The following is a 19,440-nucleotide window of genomic DNA, read 5'->3' as shown; positions in this document are numbered from 1 at the left end:
GCCCAGAGTGTTTCGCGCGCGAAACATTCGTTTTGTTAACAACAGGTTAACATGTTTCTGGCCCGGCGTTGAGCCGGGCCGGTTCTGCCTTAGCTCCAGTCGCCGGCAAAGCCTTTGGGCACCATCAGGATGTCACGGTCTACGGTGTTGATATCCGTATGCCCGCACAGCGCCATGGAGTGGTCCAGCTCTTTGTGGATCACCTGCAACGCCTCAGTCACACCCTGTTCGCCGCGCGCGCCCAATCCGTAGACAAAGGCCCGCCCGATCCAGGCCGCCTTGGCGCCAAGCGCCCGCGCCTTGAGCACGTCCTGCCCGGACCGCACGCCGCTGTCCATGTGGACCTCGATCTTGTCGCCCACGGCGTCCACAATCGGCTCCAGCGCGCGGATCGAGGACAGCGCCCCGTCCAATTGCCGCCCGCCGTGGTTGGACACGACAATGGCATCCGCACCGACATTGCAGGCCTCCAGCGCATCGCGCGGGTCCATGATCCCCTTGATGATCAGCGGCCCGTCCCACATCTTGCGGAACTGCCGGATGCGGTCCCAGTTCAGCGACTGGTCAAAGCTCTCGGCGGTCCATGTCGCCAACGAGGACGGATCGGTGACGCCGCTTGCGTGACCGACGATATTGCCAAAGAACCGCCGCTTGGTCTGCAGCATCCCCAGACCCCAACCAACCTTGGTCATCATGTTGGCGACCGATTTCGGCGTCAGCTTGGGCGGGGCGGACAGGCCGTTCTTGAGATCCTTGTGCCGTTGCCCCAGCAATTGCAGGTCGACGGTGATCACCGCAGCCGAACAGTTTGCCGCCTTGGCCCGGTCAAAGAGGTTCTGCATGAACGCATCGTCCTTGAGCGTGTAGACCTGCAGCCAGAACGGATTGCTGGTGTTTTCGGCCACATCCTCGATCGAGCAGATCGACATGGTGGACAGGCAGAAGGGCACGCCGAATTTCTCGGCGGCGCGGGCGGCCAGAATTTCGCCGTCGGCGTGCTGCATCCCGGTCAGGCCCACCGGCGCAAGCGCGACGGGCATCGCCGCGTCCTGTCCGATGATCTGAGACTTCGTCGACCGGCCCGCCATGTCGATGGCCACCCGTTGCCGAAGATAGATGTCGTCGAAGTCGGAAGAGTTTTCCCGAAAGGTCTGTTCCGTCCAGCTGCCGGATTCGCAGTAGTCAAAGAACATCTTGGGGACGCGGCGGCGGTAGAGGCGTTTGAGGTCCTCGATTTCGGTAATCACGGGCATGACACGGCGCTTTCATTGAAATTGGTAAGGTGCGATTACCAATGTAACGGTTTTCTGGCAATGCGACTCTTGGGACAGGTGTCCCCAATGCGCTACTGCAACGCCGCCAAGGTCAAGGCGCGGAGGCCGTGACGGCCCGTGTTTTGGGAAAATCAGCCAAAGTTGCCGGACCAGGCGGCTGCTGCCGCCCGACACTTGGCGCCGGTCCTGCGGACCGGCACCCCGCAAGTCGTGTCAGCGCGAAACCACGCCGACCTTCGGGTGATCAGGCAGAATGCGCGCCTTCCGCCAGACTGGCGACAAACGACAGGATGTCCTCGACCGGCTTGCCCGCCGCAATTTCGGACACGATGGCCGACCCTACAACACAGCCATCGGCAACAGAGGCAATGGCGCGGCTGGTGTCCGGCGTGCGGATGCCAAAGCCTACGATCACCGGCAGATCGGTCTTGGCCTTGATCCGGGCCACTTCGGGGGCGACATCGGCGGCCTGTGCTGCCGCAGCTCCCGTGATCCCGGTGATCGAGACGTAATAGACAAACCCGGACGTGTTTTGCAGCACCTTGGGCAGCCGCTTGTCATCCGTGGTCGGCGTGGCGAGGCGGATAAAATTCAGCCCGGCGGCCTGCGCGGGGATGCACAGTTCCTCATCCTCTTCGGGCGGCAGATCGACAATGATCAGCCCGTCGATGCCGGCCTCGTTCGCCTGCGCCAGAAAGGTGTCCACGCCGCGCGAATAGATCGGGTTGTAGTAGCCCATCAAAACGATCGGCGTGTCGTTGTCGTCCTTGCGGAAATCGCGGACCATTTGCAGGGTGCGGTCCAGCGTCATGCCGCCCTCAAGCGCGCGCTGTCCGGCCAGCTGGATAGTCTCGCCGTCGGCCATGGGATCGGTAAAGGGCAGGCCCAGTTCGATCACGTCCACGCCCGCGCCGGGAAGACCCTTCATTACCGCCAGAGAGGTGTCCACATCGGGATCCCCGGCCATGATGTAGGAGACAAAGGCTTTCCGTCCCTCGGCTTGCAACCGGGCGAAGGTGGATTCGATGCGTGTCATGGCTCACTCCCTGCAAGGCTTTCGCGTCTTGCCGGATGCGCGCGGGAAAAGCAATGGCGGGCGCGACCGGCACAAAAGATGTGGGGTTTGTGACGGTTTCTTGACGTACCGCAAGGCGGGGGTGGCGCGGATCTGCGAAAATGAACGGGAGAGACAAAAGGAAGCCCAATGCCGTCAGAAAATTCCGCCCCCGTCGCCTTTGATCCAGTAAGTTCTGCCGACCCGGTCGCCCATGCGGCAGCGGTGCCGACACCCGAAAGCGCGCCTGCCAATCCGCCAGTGGCCGCTCGTGCCCCGGTTGATCGGCGCCACCCGTCACCGGATGAGATCCGCCGCGCGTTTGAGACCGGCGAATACCCCTATGACACCAAAGTGTCGCGCCGCGCGTATGAACGCGAAAAGGCGCGGCTGCAGGCCGAATTGCTGAAGGTCCAGCACTGGGCGCAGGAGACAGGGCAGAAATTCGTTCTGCTGTTCGAGGGGCGCGACGCCGCCGGCAAGGGCGGCACGATCAAACGCTTTACCGAACACCTCAACCCCCGGACGGCCCGCGTGGTGGCCTTGAACAAACCCACCGATGAAGAGCGCGGCCAATGGTATTTCCAGCGCTACATCCAGCATCTGCCGACCAGCGGTGAAATCGTGCTGTATGACCGGTCGTGGTACAACCGCGCGGGGGTCGAACGGGTGATGGGGTTCTGTGAGCCCACCGATTACCTTGAGTTCATGCGCCAGACCCCCGATTTCGAACGGATGCTCGCGCGGTCTGGTATCCATCTGTACAAATATTGGTTCTCGGTCACACAGGACGAGCAGCGCGCGCGCTTTGCCAGCCGTGAGACTGACCCGCTGAAACAGTGGAAACTGTCGCCCATCGACCTTGCCAGCCTGAACAAGTGGGAAGACTACACAGAGGCCAAGGAGGCGATGTTCTTTTACACCGATACCGCCGATGCGCCCTGGACAGTGATCAAATCCGACGACAAGAAACGCGCCCGCCTGAACTGTATGCGGCACTTTCTGTCGACGCTGGATTACCCGGACAAGGACCCCAAGATCGCGCGCGCGCCCGATCCACTGATCGTCGGCGGGGCGGGGCATGTGATCCATCGGTCGGATCACATCCTGGGCAAGGCGCTGCATCCCGACACGCGGCGGGTCTGAGTGTCAGGCGACCTCGTCGCCCAACCAGTCCGTGAGCGGCGCGAAATCGGTGATGGCCTGCCGAAGGGTTTCCTCAGGGTTCTGGGTCAGCCCATCGTCCAGACCATCCCGCCATGCGACAAACCCCTTGTACCGCAAAAGCGCCTCACGCGGGTGGTCCGCCGGGTAGGGGGGCGGCACCCGTTGCAGGGCAGGCGGGTCCACCCGCCATCCTGTGGCGGCGATCATATCCGCAAGTGTGCGGCCCTGGTCCGAGTCCACGGCCACGCGCCAGCGGTCCAGTTGCGCGGACTCGAACCCCATGACGCCCGCGCCCAGAGTTGCGTAGTCGGGGGACAGGCCCAGCATCCACGCCCGCCCGTCGGGCAGCGACCACATCATGTGCAGATGGATGTGATAGGGGGTCTTGTCCTCGGCAAAGCGCACATCGCGGTGCGGGCGGAACAGTTTGGTGCGCGGGGTCATGCCCTGCGCCTCCTGCATCCAGTTGGCGATTTGCGTCAAAAGCTTTTCCGATGGCCGCTTCAGTTCACTGTCGTAGCGCGACTTGTTGGTCTTGAACCAGTCGCGCTCATTGTTTTCGGCCAGTTCGGTCAGGAATGCACGAGCGTCCGGCAAGAGCCGGTTGAGATCGACAGGTTCGGCCATGAAACGGCTCCATGCTGGAGGGTAGACCCAACGTAGCACAGGATTGCGCATGGTGCACCTGGCCCTTGCCACGAACAGGTCCGATGCGTAAGGGCTGGCCATGACCCGCCCAGACAGCCATTCAACCCATACGCGGTCCATTCTGCGCCTGGGCCTGCCGTTGATCGGCGGGCATCTGGCGCAGTTTGCCATCGGCCTGACCGACACCATCATGATGGGATGGTACGGAGTGCCGGAACTGGCCGCACTGACACTGGCGGGGTCGTTCTTTTTCACGCTGTTCCTGTTTGGCTCGGGGTTTGCCTGGGCGATCATGCCCATGGTTGCGCGCTATGCCGCGCTGAACGATGAGGTTCTGGTGCGCCGGGCCACGCGCATGGCGCTATGGCTGTCGATCATCTACGCCGTGCTGGTCCTGCCGCTGATGTGGTTCTCTGGTGCGATACTGACGGCCATCGGTCAGACAGAGACGATTGCTCAGATGGCGCAGGACTATCTGCGAATACTCGCCTTTGGCATGTTGCCCGCGCTGGGCGTCATGGTGATGAAAAGCTATCTTGCCGGGCTGGAGCATACCCGCGTCGTGTTGTGGATCACCATTGTCGCGGCAGGGGCCAACGCGCTGGTCAACTACATGCTGATCTTTGGCAACTGGGGCGCCCCCGAAATGGGGATTGCAGGGGCGGCGGTGGCCTCTGTCACGGTGCAACTGGTCTCCATGGCGCTGATCGTTGTCTACGCCCTGCGCATCCTGCCGGAACATGAGCTGTTCGTGCGGTTCTGGAAACCGGACTGGGACATGTTCGGGCGGGTGTTCCAGCTGGGCTGGCCCATCGGCCTGACCACGCTGGCGGAGGTGGCGCTGTTTGCCGCCTCGGCGGTTCTGATGGGCTGGCTGGGCACGATCCCGCTGGCCGCGCACGGGGTGGCGATCCAGATCGCCACGGGGGCCTTTATGGTGCAGATCGGACTGTCCAATGCGGCGACCGTGCGGGCCGGCGCGGCACTGGGCCGTGGCGATACGCCCAACCTGCTGCGCGGGGCAGAGGTGGTCATCTTGCTGGGGGCGATTGCTGTTGTTGCAACGGTGGCGATTTTCCTGATCTTTCCCGTGGCGTTGATGGGGTTCTTTATTGATCCGACGGATCCGGACCGCGATGCGATCATCGAGACGGGACGCGGCCTGTTGGCGATGGCGGCATTGTTCCAGGTTGTCGACGCCGCGCAGGTCATCCATCTGGGTCTGCTGCGCGGATTGCAGGACACCCGCGTGCCGATGATCGTGGCGGGCGTTGCCTATTGGGGCGTCGGGATGCCCTGCGCCTGGCTGTTCGGCATCCATCTTGGCTGGGGCGGCGAGGGGGTCTGGCTGGGCCTTGTGCTGGGTCTTGCCGTAGCGGCGGTTCTCTTGATGCAGAGGTTCTGGCGGCGCAGCGCGACAATCGTTGCGCGGCAAATGACACTTGGCTGACAACTTCGACCTGCAATCGGCGACTGGAGGTATTCCGCCATTGAGCGCGCACAGGACCAGTGATTAAGTATGTCCATCGGGCTGGGAACGCGGCCTGACCACTCATGGATCACAGGACAGTTTTCAGGAGACACCCATATGGCACACACCACGGACGCGGGCGGATACACCCGCCAAGTCGGCATGGTCGAGGCATTCAAGCTATTTTTCGCGAACTACATCAACTTCGAGGGCCGTTCCAACCGCGGTGAATACTGGTGGGCCTTCCTTGCCATCATCCTCATCTCGGTTGTTTTGTCGGTAGTTGACGGAATGATCGGTTTGCCGCTGTTCGCCAGCATCTTTTCGCTAGCCACGCTGGTTCCGGGCATAGCCATCGGCATTCGTCGCCTGCATGACATCGACAAGTCAGGTTGGTTCCTGCTGATCGGTCTGATCCCGATCATCGGCGCGCTGATCCTGCTGTATTTCTTTGTACAGAAGCCGACACCGGGCCCGAACCGCTTCGGCTGATCTGATCTTCGGTCTTGACGGATGCAGCCCCCCCTCTTCCTTGCCGGAAGAGGGGGGTTTTGCGTTTGCAGGGTGTGTCGCGCCTTGCGCCGCTGCCATCCCCCAACTAGAAGCGGCGCGTCACGCAATATGGAGGGTGTCGCATGGGCTTTCGGATGGGAATCGTGGGGCTGCCGAACGTGGGCAAGTCGACGTTGTTCAACGCGCTGACCAGAACCGCTGCGGCGCAGGCGGCAAACTTTCCGTTCTGCACAATCGAGCCGAACGTGGGCGACGTGGCCGTCCCCGATCCTCGGCTGGATCAATTGGCCGGGATTGCACAATCCAAGCAGACCATCCCGACACGGATCACCTTTGTCGACATTGCCGGTCTGGTCAAAGGCGCCTCCAAGGGCGAGGGGCTGGGCAACCAGTTTCTGGCCAACATCCGTGAGGTCGATGCCATCGCCCATGTGGTGCGCTGTTTCGAGGATGAGGACGTGACCCATGTGGACGGACGGGTGGACCCGGTTTCCGATGCGGACACCATCGAGACAGAGCTGATCATCGCCGACATGGAATCGCTGGAAAAGCGGTTGCAGAACATCGTGCGCAAGGTGCGTGGCGGAGACAAGGAGGCGGTCCAACAGGAGCGCCTGATGAAGCTGGCCCTGACGGCCCTTGAAGAGGGCAAGCCCGCGCGCGTCGTCGAGGTGGATGAGGACGACCTCAAGGCGTGGCGGATGCTGCAACTGCTGACCTCCAAGCCGGTGCTGTATGTCTGCAACGTCGATGAAGGCGACGCCGCCGAGGGCAACGACCTGTCGCGCAAGGTGGGGGAGATGGCCGCCGCGCAGGGCAACGCCCACGTCGTGATCAGCGCCAAGATCGAGGAAGAGATCAGCCAGCTGGACGCCGAAGAGGCGACCGAATTCCTTTCCGAACTGGGGTTGGAAGAGGCGGGTCTGGATCGTCTGATCAAGGCGGGCTACGAACTGTTGGGCCTGCAGACCTATTTTACCGTCGGCCCCAAAGAGGCCCGCGCTTGGACAATCCTTGAGGGCACGAACGCACCGCAGGCGGCAGGGGTGATCCACGGCGATTTCGAACGCGGCTTTATCCGTGCCGAAACGATTGCCTTTAGTGACTACGTCACCTGCAACGGTGAGACGGGCGCCAAGGATGCGGGCAAGATGCGCGCCGAGGGCAAGAGCTATGTGGTCAAGGACGGCGACGTCCTGCATTTCCTCTTCAACACCTGATCTATGCGGTCCGGCTTGCGCTGGACCGCATATCGCACACCCCCGGCCTGGCTGTTCAGTTCGGCAACAAGGGCGTGCGCGTGCGCCGCAATAGCCTGGTTGCCGACGTTGCTTCCAACTGCGCGGACCGCCCGCAGCGGTGCTTGATCCAAGTCAACGCAACTCGCCGGAATACATTCCAATAGAAAGATGTAATTTCGGAGGTTCTGATGACAGACCAAACAACCCATGCCCCTTTGGCACCGCCCGAGGACCGTCTGGAGCATTTCCCGATCACCCTGTTTGCCAGCGTCATGGGGTTGGCAGGGCTGGCGCTGGCCCTGCACGCCGGTGGCACATACCTTGGATGGGGGCCGGTCTTTGCCCGGTTCGGTCTGGCCCTGGCGGTGGTCGATCTGGTGGCGGTGACGCTGTTCTACCTCTGGAAGCTGCTCCGGTTCCCGCAGGCCATTGCCGCAGAATGGCGGCACCCGGTCAAGCTCAACTTCTTTCCGGCCATCCCGATCTCTTTCTTGCTGGTGGCAGCCGCGCTTCGCTTTGAGGCCCCGCTGGTGGCGGCGCCGCTTTGGGCGGTGGGTGCGGCCGGGCAGGCGGCGCTGACGCTGGCGGTGATCTCGGCCTGGATCGGGCCGCGCGGATTTGGGTTGGCGCAGGTCAATCCGGCTTGGTTCATACCGGCGGTCGGCAATGTCGTGGTGCCGATTGCGGGTGTGCCGCTGGGATTTGTCGAAGTGTCGTGGCTCTTTCTTGCGGCTGGCCTTGTCTTTTGGCTCGCACTCTTGCCGATCCTGCTGCTGCGCCTGATCGCAGAGCCGCCGATGCCGACCAAGCTGCAACCGACGCTGGCCATCCTGATTGCCCCGCCTGCGGTCGGTTTTCTGTCTTTGCTGCTGCTGAATGGCGGCGTGCTGGACGCTGGTGCGCGGGTGCTGTTTTATGCCGCCTTGGTTTTCGGGGCCCTGGCCGCTGCGCAACTGGCCCAAACCTTGCGCGGGGCGTTTGCATTGTCCTGGTGGGCGCTGAGCTTTCCAGTCGCCGCTTTGACGATTTCCTGCTTTCGGTTCGCGGGCATCGCCGGGTCAGACGGTCACGGCGCGCTGGGTGTTGCGCTGTTGGTCCTGCTGATCGGGATCATCTCGGGCTTGGTCGCGCGGACGCTGACCGGCATGGTACGCGGAGAGATCTGTAGACCAGAGTGAACAGGGCACGCAGTGGTGGCGCATCCGGGGGGGGCAGACGATAGGCGCGCCGCCTGATACCGCGCCTTGCGGGGACGGAAGTGGCAAGTTGATTTTCCCGCCGATCCAAAGTGGCTGGACAACAGCGGCAGAGGTGCCGTGCAGCCGCAAGGGCGACTGTTCTTGGGATCGTGCCCTGAGCGGGCGAGGGGATTTAATCCGTCACGGCGTAGGCGTCAGTAAAGCCATTGCCCTTGATGGTTTTCAGCAGGGTCGCCATTTCTGTCTTGGATTGGGCCGGGCCGACAACGACACGCCAGAAGGTCTTGCCCTTCGACGAGTGGGTCTTGATCGTCGGCACCATACCAGCCTGCCGCATCGAGGTTGCGGTGTTCTTGGCGTTCTGTTCGACGCTGAAAATGCCAATCTGGATATAGGGCTTGCCCAGTTTCGACGGGTCCGCGACAGGCTTTGCCGGGGCAGCGGCGCGCTTGATGGCGGCCTCGGGGCCGACTTTGGGCGGCGTTGGCGTGGTTCCGTCGATCACCGCGGCAGCGCCGCCGAGAACGGGATCAAGTGCTGTCGCGCTTACGTCCGGGGCAGGGGGCATGGCTCCGGGCGCCAGTGCCGCAGTATCTGCCAGAGGATCTGCCGTCTCGGGTTCGGGGGCTTCCTCGCGGCGCAGGGCCACAACGTCCAGATTGGTCGGTTGACCGGCCAGAAGGCCAAGCGCGGCAGCGGCATCGGATGAGACTTGCAGGCGCGGCCCCGGGGTCTCGCGTTCCTTGCGGAACAGCGCACCGATCACGAACTTGCCGTTCTGCTGGTTGCGGACAATGACGCGTTCGGGGTCCTTGGCATCAGGATGCGCGACCCAGACACCGCCCAGCGAGGGGCGTCCATCCCAAAGACCGGCTTCTTTCGCCTCAAAGACCTCTGGCGCCTCGACATCGCGCGGCGTCCCGCGTGTGTCGGCGGTGCTGGCGCGCGAAACGACCTCTTCGCCACCGGTCTTGGGTTTGAGAAATCCGGGCATCTGACCGTCGGCACAGCCGGAAGCCAGTAAAAGCGCCATGCCCGCTGTGGACAGACGAATCGTCCGGGAAGGATGGAAGAAGATACCGCTCATGTCTTGCCTCTTGCCCTTGTGGTGTCACGGGCGAACCCGGACGAGCGCCGGGTTTTCCCGGTCGCGCACTGCCTCATGCGGGCTCTGACGGCCCGATTGTGGACAAAGATACCTTGTCGGGCGCCACATGGAAAGCCTGCAATGCGAGATGGCAGGGATTTTCAGCGAAGTGCTTTTAGAATCGCACGCGGGGGGATATCGGTCTTCGCGACGGAGGTTTGGCAGAGTGGTCGAATGCGGCGGTCTTGAAAACCGTTGGGCGTGAGAGCGTCCCCAGGGTTCGAATCCCTGAGCCTCCGCCACTTGCCCTTGAGAAACGTTTCTCCCGATTCGGCTGTGGCCGGATTTTTCCGTTATATTCAAAGGTTATGCCGGAGGGGCTGTTAACCGGCACCTGGGGCAGCATGCCCAAATGTGTTCTCTCCAGGCCGATATTCTCCGGACCTGTTGACTGCGCCGATTTGGTGCAGAGTCGGTAAAGCACTGATCCTTCGGATTTTTTTTCATGGAGATATCGCACTTCGACGCCAGTGTCGTTCGGTCAAATGGACCTGAAATCGGAACTCCTTGCGGCAATTGCTAAGGTGTGGCCTGCTTGCGGAGATGGGGTGCCCCCACGACCATTTCATGGAAACCAGAAAGGGCGCGCTTCGCCGCTACAACTGCCTTGGAAACATCCTGCCGACTGGCGGGATGTTCCTGACCCACTCGACGCTTGAGCAATAGACGACTGTTGGGATGCCGCCCGCGCATCTGCGCGCGAGTCCAAGCAGATACTCTGCACAAGAAGCAGCACTGCTGTCTCTTGTGCCTACAAGATATTGCTACGTCCCGCCTGTTCGTGCCATGTTGGCGGCGATTTACAAACCACGCCGCGAGGACCACGCCACCATTTTCGGCAATCATTCCACCAAACCTTAACGCCTGAGAAGGTCGCGGGGATTATACGCCAAACATGCCACTTCCGCTCACGCCCGGCATGATAACAAAAAAATTGAACAAGGCAGGGAGAACGGCACACATGTCATTCCGGTATATTGGCTCCAAGGCGCGCATCGTGGAGGCCATCATTGAACATGTTGGCCAACCTGATGGAGGCGTGTTCGTGGATGCATTCGCCGGAACTGGTGCCGTTGCGCAAGCCGCTTCGCGCGCAGGTTGGAAGGTGCACGTGAATGACCACTTGGCATCATCGGCCATCATGTCTTTTGCGCGGCTGAGCTCACAAGCGGACATACCTTTCGCGGGTCTTTCCAGCTACAGTGACGCCATTGCGGCCCTTAATGAAACGCGGCCCCTTCAAGGCTTCATCTGGCGTCAGTACAGCCCAGCTTCATCTAATCACTGCGCAGTGTCGCGGATGTATTTCACCGAAGACAATGCACAAAAGATCGATGGCATGCGCCATCAGATTCGCCAATGGCGTGAGCAAGGCGTCATTACACTACATGAGCAGCAAGTTCTTATTGCTGATTTGATGCGTGCCGCAAATCGTATCGCAAATACGGCTGGAACCTACGGATGCTTTTTATCTAAATGGCAAAGGCAATCGCTTGATCCTCTGGTTATCGAGCCAGCTAAATTGCCCGAAAGCGCTCCACGCGCAACGTTGGGCTCTCAGGACGTGAATAAGGTACGATGCAAGCCTGAAGATACTGTCTATCTCGATCCGCCTTACACAAAGCGCCAGTACGCAGCCTATTATCACATCCTTGAAACTATTGCCCTTGGAGATGAGCCCGAGGTCGAGGGTGTTTGTGGCATTCGACCATGGCGCGAGAAAGCCTCTGATTTTTGCTATAAAGGTAGAGCTGCCAAGGCAATTGAACGCCTTGTCTCTAGCCTTCCGGCACAGCGAATATTCCTGTCTTATAGTACTGAGGGCCACGTTCCGATTGAGACACTCTCTGAAAACCTGGCAGGAATCGGAGACGTTAGCCTTCATTCACTCCAAAATATTGGGCGTTATCGCCCCAACAAGGCAGCAAGCAAAGCCGCCTCGGATGTTGGCGAGCTGCTTTTCTGCATCGACAAGACCAAACAAGCAAAGTGCGTCGCCGCATGAAACCATCGAGTACAGTTGAAGGTAAACGCCTCGCTAAGGCTGATGCTTACATCACCCAATGTATCGCACGCCACACGGGCAATAACGATGAGCTGCGCTTCCAACTACTGGAAGCAGCATCCTCTCGGCTTGGTGGCTTCGCATTCGAAGGGTTTTGCGCAAGATTTGGGATCAAGCCCTTGGTTGCGTCAGAGCAATTGCTCGATGACGCAAGAGACCTTGTTCAGCTTTTAGATGATACAGGCATCCATCCGTCCCTATGTTTAAGTGCGCTTGCACGCGAGGCGCTAGACCATACTGAACAACGCAAAAGCGGCGCATACCACACGGATTTCCGCCTCGCTTTGCATCTTGCCCAGAGCGTGGAGATACACCTCAAAGAAGGGGCCAAGGTTATTGATCCAGCCTGCGGCGCTGGAATACTGCTTACAGCCGTGTCCATTGTTGCTTGCGGACCGGATAGAATTCTGGCCAGCGAATGGCTGAGGCACTCGGTTTATGCCGCTGATCTATCGCCCATGGCTTTGCGCGGCACCCGGCTTTCACTTGCATCTCTCACAGACGATCTGGACGCTATTTTTGCCATGTATGCACATTGGCGCGCACAGGATAGCCTACTTGCCTCAGACGCCTCATGGCTTGATCTAAGCCCAGTCGGCTTTGATGTTGTGATCGCGAACCCCCCTTGGGAAAAGGTCAAACTCACACGGCACGAATACATCAAAGCCAACGGACAAACCCGTGAATACGGGACCAGTTATAGTCTTCAATCTCTTGCTGGGTATGATGCGGCAAAAACCCAGAGGGCTGCTATGGCTAGTTCCCTAGTTGAGCGCTACCCCGTTCTGGCAAAAGGCGAACCTGATCTGTATGTCGCTTTCACCGAGCTTTTGTACAAGCTCACGCTTGCAGGTGGGCACGGCGCACTCCTCGTTCCGGCAGGATTGATACGCTCCCTCAATACAGAATCACTCAGGCGAGCACTCGCGCAGGGCTGTGATGATCTCACCTTCACGGTATTAGAGAACCGCGCGCGGCATTTTGCCATTGACACAAGATTTAAATTCCTGGTTGTGAATTACCGCCGCAGTTCAGTATCCAGTAAACCGCTTGCGGCTATTGGGGTCGGTCATGCCTTCGCCGACAACGAACGCGTAACGGCTGCCACACCAGTCCGCTTACCCTTAAAAGACCTCAACCGCCTGCGCTCCGATCTTACTGTTCCCGAGGTGCGCTCAGCCGAAGAATGGCGACTATTCAAGAAAATGCAGATGAATGGATCGCTTCTATCATTAGCAGATTCGCCATGGCATCCTGAATTTTGCCGCGAAATCGATATGACCCATGGCCGTCGTCACTTCGTCAAGCAGCCACAAGATGGATGCTTGCCCGTCATAGAAGGCCGAATGGTGCAGCCGCACCGTTTGGGTTGTAAGGCCTACATCTCAGGTGAAGGACGCAGCGCTGTTTGGCGCAATCTCGCTTTGGGTGAGAGCCGGATTGCCCCCCAATTCTGGCTGCCCATGAGAGTGGCATCTGCACAAGCCAAGGGGCGCTCACAGCGCATGCGCGCCGGTTTTTGTGACATTACTGGCCAAACCAACGAACGCTCCATGATGGCAGCGTTAATCCCACCTGGCGTTGTTTGTGGAAACAAGGTCCCGACGCTCACTTTCCCCAATGATCCATCTGAAGAACGGATATTCCTGTGGCTCGCCATTGTGAATTCAATCCCCTTCGACTGGCTGCTCCGCCGGATCGTCACAACAACAGTGAACTATTTCGTTCTTCGCTCACTTCGTCTGCCAAAGATCGACATCAAGTCTCTTCCTGCGCAGCGTCTCATTGGTATTGCACGTAAATTGCAGCAGCTCGATCAAGGTAGGAATTCGAACGCGGAGACGCTCTGGCGCATTGCTGAACTTCGCGCCGAGGCTGATGTTCTGGTGGCAAGGGCCTATAGTTGCTCACATGATGATCTACGGCTCATGCTGGGCGACTTCCCCTTATTAGATCGTGGCCAGCCCGCACTGCCAAGCGAGCTTTCCTCCACGATTACCGAAGATTTTTTGCTGTCAACTTGGCTCAAAAAGACCCGTGGAGACGACCAGTATAATGCTAAGCGTGTAGAATCCGCGCTCCAACTTGGAGCCATGCCTTATGTCAGCTCCGAGTTTTCCGACAGTATAAAAGAAAAGCTTAATGAGGCCGCCCAGTGAATAGTAGTTCGCAAGTCATTGAGAGAGTTCTTCTCCAAAATATTGAGGATGGCGACCGGCGCAAGTTCATAGCCAAGTCAAACGACGCTGCCAGCGGTGGCGGCGCTCGTGATCTACGCTTCAGGCCTGAAACCGAGTTTTTTCCATTTTTTCGGCGCATGTTCCCGAACAAGACATTCAAAACGCGAAAAGCAAAAGGTGTTGCGTCTCAAATAGAAGTGCTGAGCGGCACAGTGATTTGGCAGGAACCGACCGGTGACAAAAGCGCCATGATGGAAATCTGGCCCTCGACCGATGCGCGCCCCAACGAATGCAGAATCGCGCGGATTTCCGAGTTTGCTCTTGATAGCTTGATACAAACAGATCCCAATGGTGGACGCTCTGTATTCATGATGTTTCAACAAGCCAACGGCGATATCCGCCTCTACTTCACAACAGAGACCAGCCTACGCACACAGAATTGGGACCCTAGAATCAAGAAATTTGCCCAAGATTGGTTTGCAGATGGATGCAAATCTGCGTTTCTCGATTTGATAACCAAAGGGCAGTACCCCCATGGCTGATGCGAACAACATCCTGGCGCTGCTAGAAGCCCGCCGAAACGTATTGCTTGCGGGACCGCCAGGCACGGGGAAGTCTATGCTGCTCAGCGAGGTAGCCAGTCTTTTTGAAGCCAAAGGCAATGTCAGCACGCCCACGTACCAGCCAAACGCACCAGTCCCCATCCCGCCGACACCGACGAGCACACTTCCGGGTAATATTGGTAAGGCATCCAACCGAAAAGTCTTTCGCTGTGTTCTGCACCAATCCAGCAAATATCGTGATTTCCTGACTGGCATGATGCCAGATGTCCGAAGCGGCAAAGCGCCCGGATCGTTCAGGATCACCGAAGGTATCCTCTACAAGGCAAGTGAATACGCCAAGCAAAAAGACAGTGCAGCACTGCTTATCATCGATGAAATCAACCGAGGCCCGACCGTGCAGGTATTTGGCGGAGCAATCGTCGCCATCGAAGCAGACAAGCGCCTTGCCCCTGACGGCAAACCAACACCAGCCACGCAGTTCTTTGATATTATCAATCCCGTAGATGGTGATCTGATCGAGTACGCGTTTCCGCCTACACTCTATATCCTTGGAGCAATGAATCAGGCCGACGTCTCGGTAGAGCCGCTTGACGTCGCTTTCCTGAGACGGTGGGCTCCGGTCAACCTAGAGCCTTCTTCCTCTGTGCTGCGCGCACATTTTGGTTCCGCTTCGAGCCCCGTATCCACATTACCGCCGACGCCTGGCTCCGCAGGCGAAGTGATAGAGGCGGCTATCCAGGCATTTGATGCCGTCAATAACAGGATTGCGCTTGGCCGTGGTCCGGAATTCAGGATTGGTCATGGCGTTCTGATGGGCAATAGCGCCAAGCTTTCAAGCGTATCAGACGCCCTTGCGCATTTTGCGATTGCTTGGGGATCAATCAAGAACCACATAGATGAAGCATTTTTCGGGGATGTTCGCGGAACTGCGATCATCCTGAATGCAGACCGCGGCATTGCCGGAAACCCATTTGTCCTTGAGGAAACATCCTTTGGCGATGCCCCCCGTGCCATGATAAACGGCCCGTTGAGTGTGGATGCGTCAAAGGTCTACGATTTGTTCGTTTCCTTGTCACAAAAGGCTGTCTGAGTGTTATGCGCCCGTGGCAGCGCTTCACAGCAATCGAATACGCCAAGCCATCCGCACTGCACGAAGAAATTGCGCGTCGTAGCAATGTTTCTGTTGCCACAGCTCGCGAGCTTTTGCTCCGAGCCGGAGACCGCGTTCGAGGCACGCTCGGGCTAGAAAGCATTCCACTCTCTTTCAATGCCGACCGCCTCCAATTTCAAAATGTGGCGGGTCTGCTTGTTTTAGCCTCGGGTATAGAGCTTGAGATTGCTCCGAAATTCCTTGGCAGCGCGCCCGGCTGGCGCGAGGATTTCTTTCTGTTGGCCATGCTTTCCCACCATGGCCGACTACTCGATAATGAAGGTCTCAAATCATCTGCGCGGGCGAATTCTGATCTCGCGTCCTTGATTGGTCGCTCGCTTATAGAGATGTACTGGAAAAACCAGCGCCGACCTTTGCGCACCTATCGACGTTTGCACCACGAAGATTTTGCCCTCGAAGGGGATTTCGATCCAGAAGATTTATCCGTGCCATCTGAAGAAGGTTTTCCACAATCGGTAACATCGTTCACGCGCGAGAACCCTTACAACGCTATCATCAGGGCCGCCGCAGCTGGACTAGCGCCGGTCGTGCCCGATGTTGAAACCCGGTTGCGCCTTGAGCGTCTTGCACAACATCTACCCCATCAGCCAAGGCCGCTGCGCCTCCAGGATCGGAGGTTACCAAGCCGCTCTAAAGCTTGGCAGCCAACATTCGATCTTTCTCTAGATATTTTGCGTGGTTTGGGAGGTGCTTATGATCCCAAAAACGCACTTGCTCCCGGCTATGTTATGCAAACATGGCAAGTTTGGGAGCAACTCATTTCATTATCTTTACGCAATGCCTTTTCACCCAAGAACGTCCAACTCCAATCGTCAAACAAGTTGGGAACCAGAACACAAGATAGTGTCATCAGAGATCTGAACGTTTTTCCTGATGCTATCGTGTCCATAGCCGGTACGGCAGGAGTCCGCCGTATAATCGTAGATGCCAAATATAAAGGACATGTGGATCGTTCCTCCAAATCGATCTCGAATGCAGACATCTATGAATCTCTTGCTTTTGCGCGCGCGACGGGAATTTCTGAGGTCGCTCTTGTTTATCCAAGGCCAGTTGAAGGGGCTTTAACCTCAAGTGATGAGGTTGGGTATGCCGCAGAATTTGCCGGAGCCGTTGCGGACGGCGTTCAAATCCGCGCAATCGAGCTCGGTGTTTGTGGAATTTCAGGCCGACGTGGTTTGAAGCGCTTCGCTGATGCGCTTGCAAAAACTCTTTAATTTCTTTTATGAAGCACCCCGCCGAGGCGGGCTGGGCGGTCGTAAACAGAGCCTGCAGTCCCTGGCCCTGAAAGCCTTCGCGGTGAGATCTTTCTCAAAATCAGGAGGTTGCCACTAAAGTGGTTGAAATAAATCAAGAGGGATGGTCTCGGGAGAAGCGGCTCATAACCCGAGAGTCAGCTAAGATCAGCAAGAAGCCATGGCTGCGCCACCCATTCCACTGGAAACGGCTCCAGAAAGTCTGCCAGCTTCGCGTCAGGCGGCTGCTGCCCTTCGACGATTGCCTCGACAGTCTCCGGCGCAAGTAGCGTCAGCCGCATGACGCGGGTCATGTAGGACGGCGCGATCCCCTCGTGCTCCGCTAACTCGGCGATGGTCGCGAACTCGCCGGATTCCAGCATCCTTTTCCAGCGAAAAGCACGCGCCAGCGCCTTGATCAACGTGTTGTCCATCTTGCGTTGGCAGGATGCCCCATCCGGCATCTGCATCTCCTTGCGCCCGCCGCGCTTAACGAGGCGAAACGGGACATGCACTGTCACCGTTTCCGGTGCTGGCGTCGCGCGGGTCATGCGGCCGTTCCTAGATCCGCCATCATTTCCCGCGCCAGCCCGGTCAGACCGTCCATGCGCAGGCGTACATCGAGGCCATCGATGCCGATATCGACCCGCTCGACCAACAGTGTCGCGATGCGCGCCTGCTCTGCGGGGAAGAGTTCATCCCAGAGCAGATCGAGTCGGGCCAGTGCGTCACGGGCGTCGGCCTCAGTGATATCGCCGTCCTGTGCGCGTGCAGCTTTCCATGTGCCCGCTACGATTTCGGGTTGGCGGAACACGGCGCGGAGCTGGTCGATGACGGCGGTTTCGATTCCGCCCGCGGGAACGCGGCCGACCGGACATGATCCTGCACCGTGTTTCAAAACAGTCTGGCTGACATAGTAGCGGTAAAGCTTGCCCTTCTTGCGGGTGTGGGTCGGAGAGAACGCCGCGCCATCGGGGCCATAGAGCAACCCTTTCAGCAATGCGGGCGTGTCCGCGCGGGTGCGCGCAGCACGTTTGCGCGGGCTTTCGGTCAGGATGGCATGGACCTTGTCCCAGACCGTGCGGTCGATGATGCCGTCATGCTCGCCAGGATAGCTGTCGCCCTTGTGGACAGCTTCTCCGATGTAGGCGCGGTTGTTCAGCAGGCGATACAGGTATTTCTTGTCGATCCGGTTGCCACGGCTGGTCCGGATGCCGCGCGCCGCCAGTTCCCGCGCCAGCTCCGTGCCCGATCCGATCTCGATGAACCGGGCGAAGATCCAGCGGACATTGGCGGCATCGACCTCCTTGATGATCAGTTTCCGGTCTTTCACCACGTAGCCCAATGGAGGCACGCCGCCCATCCACATGCCCTTCATCCGGCTGGCGCGGACCTTGTCGCGGATCCGCTCGGCCGTCACCTCGCGCTCGAATTGGGCAAAGGACAGAAGAATGTTCAGCGTCAGCCGCCCCATGGAAGTTGTCGTGTTGAACGATTGCGTCACCGAGACGAATGTCACACCATTCCGGTCAAACACCTCGACCAATTTTGAAAAATCCATCAGCGACCGCGACAAGCGGTCTATCTTGTACACGACGACCACGTCGACCAAGCCATCCTCGACGTCCGCCAGCAGGCGTTTCAGGCCGGGGCGTTCCAGCGTGCCACCGGAGACGCCACCGTCATCATACTGGTCGCGGACCAGCACCCAGCCCTCGGAGCGCTGGCTGGCGATGTAGGCTTCACATGACTCCCGCTGGGCGTGGAGGCTGTTGAATTCTTGCTCAAGACCTTCCTCCGATGACTTTCGAGTATAGACGGCGCAACGCAGTTTTCTGATGATGGGTTTGGTCATGCGCCCCTCCTGTGATTTTTCAGGCCGAAGAACACCCAGCCGTTCCAGCGCGTGCCGGTGATGGCGCGGGCAACGGCGGACAACGATTTGTAAGGTCGGCCCTGCCAGTCGAAACCGTCAGACGTGACGGTGACGAGATGTTCAATGCCCTGCCATTCACGGATCAGCCGTGTACCTACGATGGGCTTCAGGTCAGCGCGGATGCGGCTCTTCTTGCGGTCGCCACCGTCCAGCTGTTCGCCGAGAGCTTCCAGCCGTTTGACGGTTTCCGGCTTCAGGCCGCCATAGGCCAGTTCCTGGATGCGGTACGCGAGGCGGCTCTCGAGGTAGCGACGATTGAACGGTGGCGGCTCGCTGTCGAACAGCTCACGCCATTGCGTCTTCAGGTCTGGCGTTGCCGTTGTCTTCAGCGCGGCCAGGCGGGCGGGAATGGGATCCTGTTTGGTCATGGGTTTCTCCAGTGAGTTGGAGTTGCATGACGCCATTCGTCGGCCGGATAGTGTAGGAAACTTTCTCCTGTATTGTCAGATACTTTCGCCTGATCCCGCATCCGCAGGCGAACCAACCCGAGCGCCAGCAACCCGCACAGTTCGGCGCGGCGTTCAGCCGGTGTCATCTGGTCCGCTGGGAGTGGGTTGGGTCGTTTCATGTCTTTAGCAG

The 19,440-nt window shown here is 59.0% G+C and carries 18 protein-coding genes and 1 tRNA gene; 11 read left to right on the top strand and 8 right to left on the bottom strand.

Annotated elements, in window-relative coordinates:
* Window positions 1-89: 89 nt before the first annotated feature.
* Complete coding sequence (locus tag CHB90_RS16440; protein WP_089278955.1) at window positions 90-1,253, bottom strand: alpha-hydroxy acid oxidase; 1,164 nt, start codon at window positions 1,251-1,253, stop codon at window positions 90-92.
* 265 nt (window positions 1,254-1,518) lie between these two features.
* On the bottom strand, window positions 1,519-2,310 hold the full coding sequence (gene trpA, locus CHB90_RS16435; RefSeq protein ID WP_089278954.1) for a tryptophan synthase subunit alpha: 792 nt from the start codon (window positions 2,308-2,310) through the stop codon (window positions 1,519-1,521).
* Between the two features lie 168 nt (window positions 2,311-2,478).
* Here trpA and ppk2 point away from each other — a divergent pair, with 168 nt between their 5' ends.
* Window positions 2,479-3,474 carry a polyphosphate kinase 2 gene (gene ppk2 / locus CHB90_RS16430; protein ID WP_089278953.1) on the top strand — a complete coding sequence of 332 codons (996 nt, stop codon included), beginning with the start codon at window positions 2,479-2,481 and terminating at the stop codon, window positions 3,472-3,474.
* Window positions 3,475-3,477: 3 nt separating this feature from the next.
* On the opposite strand, the gene CHB90_RS16425 is transcribed toward ppk2, so the two are convergent.
* Entirely contained in the window at window positions 3,478-4,122 is a 645-nt protein-coding gene (locus tag CHB90_RS16425; RefSeq protein WP_089278952.1) for a TIGR02453 family protein, read from the bottom strand.
* A 100-nt stretch (window positions 4,123-4,222) separates the two neighbouring features.
* Between CHB90_RS16425 and CHB90_RS16420 the strand changes: the two genes are divergently transcribed.
* From CHB90_RS16420 to CHB90_RS16405, 4 genes are all read left to right on the top strand, one after another.
* Window positions 4,223-5,593: an MATE family efflux transporter gene (locus CHB90_RS16420; protein WP_089278951.1), complete on the top strand. Its 1,371-nt coding sequence runs from the start codon at window positions 4,223-4,225 to the stop codon at window positions 5,591-5,593.
* Between the two features lie 138 nt (window positions 5,594-5,731).
* Window positions 5,732-6,106, top strand: coding sequence for a DUF805 domain-containing protein (locus CHB90_RS16415; protein ID WP_245823273.1), 375 nt, complete (start codon window positions 5,732-5,734; stop codon window positions 6,104-6,106).
* 143 nt (window positions 6,107-6,249) lie between these two features.
* Window positions 6,250-7,347, top strand: a complete 1,098-nt coding sequence (gene ychF / locus CHB90_RS16410) for a redox-regulated ATPase YchF (RefSeq protein ID WP_089278950.1) — start codon at window positions 6,250-6,252, stop codon at window positions 7,345-7,347.
* Window positions 7,348-7,556: 209 nt separating this feature from the next.
* A complete protein-coding gene (locus CHB90_RS16405; RefSeq protein ID WP_089278949.1) occupies window positions 7,557-8,546 on the top strand; it encodes an SLAC1 anion channel family protein in 990 nt (329 codons plus the stop codon).
* 193 nt (window positions 8,547-8,739) lie between these two features.
* Here the strand turns inward: CHB90_RS16405 and CHB90_RS16400 are convergent, their stop codons facing one another.
* Window positions 8,740-9,654 carry an SPOR domain-containing protein gene (locus CHB90_RS16400; protein WP_089278948.1) on the bottom strand — a complete coding sequence of 305 codons (915 nt, stop codon included), beginning with the start codon at window positions 9,652-9,654 and terminating at the stop codon, window positions 8,740-8,742.
* Between the two features lie 212 nt (window positions 9,655-9,866).
* Between CHB90_RS16400 and CHB90_RS16395 the strand changes: the two genes are divergently transcribed.
* The 6 genes from CHB90_RS16395 (at window position 9,867) to CHB90_RS16370 (ending at window position 16,907) form a co-directional block, all read left to right on the top strand.
* Window positions 9,867-9,956: transfer RNA gene (locus tag CHB90_RS16395), tRNA-Ser, on the top strand.
* Window positions 9,957-10,675: 719 nt separating this feature from the next.
* Complete coding sequence (locus CHB90_RS16390; protein WP_089278947.1) at window positions 10,676-11,719, top strand: DNA adenine methylase; 1,044 nt, start codon at window positions 10,676-10,678, stop codon at window positions 11,717-11,719.
* The gene (locus CHB90_RS26230; protein ID WP_141135909.1) at window positions 11,716-13,938 is read left to right on the top strand and encodes an Eco57I restriction-modification methylase domain-containing protein; all 2,223 of its coding nucleotides are present in this window, start codon (window positions 11,716-11,718) and stop codon (window positions 13,936-13,938) included. Before CHB90_RS16390 ends, CHB90_RS26230 begins: the two co-directional genes overlap by 4 nt.
* Window positions 13,935-14,501 carry a hypothetical protein gene (locus CHB90_RS26225; RefSeq protein WP_141135908.1) on the top strand — a complete coding sequence of 189 codons (567 nt, stop codon included), beginning with the start codon at window positions 13,935-13,937 and terminating at the stop codon, window positions 14,499-14,501. The genes CHB90_RS26230 and CHB90_RS26225 overlap by 4 nt, the downstream gene beginning before the upstream one ends.
* Entirely contained in the window at window positions 14,494-15,612 is a 1,119-nt protein-coding gene (locus CHB90_RS16375) for an AAA family ATPase (protein WP_089278944.1), read from the top strand. The genes CHB90_RS26225 and CHB90_RS16375 overlap by 8 nt, the downstream gene beginning before the upstream one ends.
* A 5-nt stretch (window positions 15,613-15,617) precedes the next feature.
* Window positions 15,618-16,907 carry a 5-methylcytosine restriction system specificity protein McrC gene (locus tag CHB90_RS16370; protein WP_089278943.1) on the top strand — a complete coding sequence of 430 codons (1,290 nt, stop codon included), beginning with the start codon at window positions 15,618-15,620 and terminating at the stop codon, window positions 16,905-16,907.
* Between the two features lie 176 nt (window positions 16,908-17,083).
* Here the strand turns inward: CHB90_RS16370 and CHB90_RS16365 are convergent, their stop codons facing one another.
* The 4 genes from CHB90_RS16365 to CHB90_RS26805 form a co-directional block, all read right to left on the bottom strand.
* Window positions 17,084-17,476: a hypothetical protein gene (locus CHB90_RS16365; RefSeq protein ID WP_089278942.1), complete on the bottom strand. Its 393-nt coding sequence runs from the start codon at window positions 17,474-17,476 to the stop codon at window positions 17,084-17,086.
* Complete coding sequence (locus tag CHB90_RS16360) at window positions 17,473-18,780, bottom strand: recombinase family protein (protein WP_089278941.1); 1,308 nt, start codon at window positions 18,778-18,780, stop codon at window positions 17,473-17,475. Before CHB90_RS16360 ends, CHB90_RS16365 begins: the two co-directional genes overlap by 4 nt.
* Window positions 18,777-19,229, bottom strand: coding sequence for a DUF2924 domain-containing protein (locus CHB90_RS16355; RefSeq protein ID WP_089278940.1), 453 nt, complete (start codon window positions 19,227-19,229; stop codon window positions 18,777-18,779). The genes CHB90_RS16360 and CHB90_RS16355 overlap by 4 nt, the downstream gene beginning before the upstream one ends.
* A partial coding sequence (locus CHB90_RS26805) for a hypothetical protein (RefSeq protein WP_342744970.1) occupies window positions 19,226-19,440 on the bottom strand: 215 nt, incomplete at its 5' end. The genes CHB90_RS16355 and CHB90_RS26805, both read right to left, overlap by 4 nt.

This window comes from Antarctobacter heliothermus (genome assembly GCF_900188425.1).
Lineage (GTDB): Bacteria > Pseudomonadota > Alphaproteobacteria > Rhodobacterales > Rhodobacteraceae > Antarctobacter > Antarctobacter heliothermus.
This window is presented reverse-complemented; position numbering and strand designations above follow the sequence as displayed.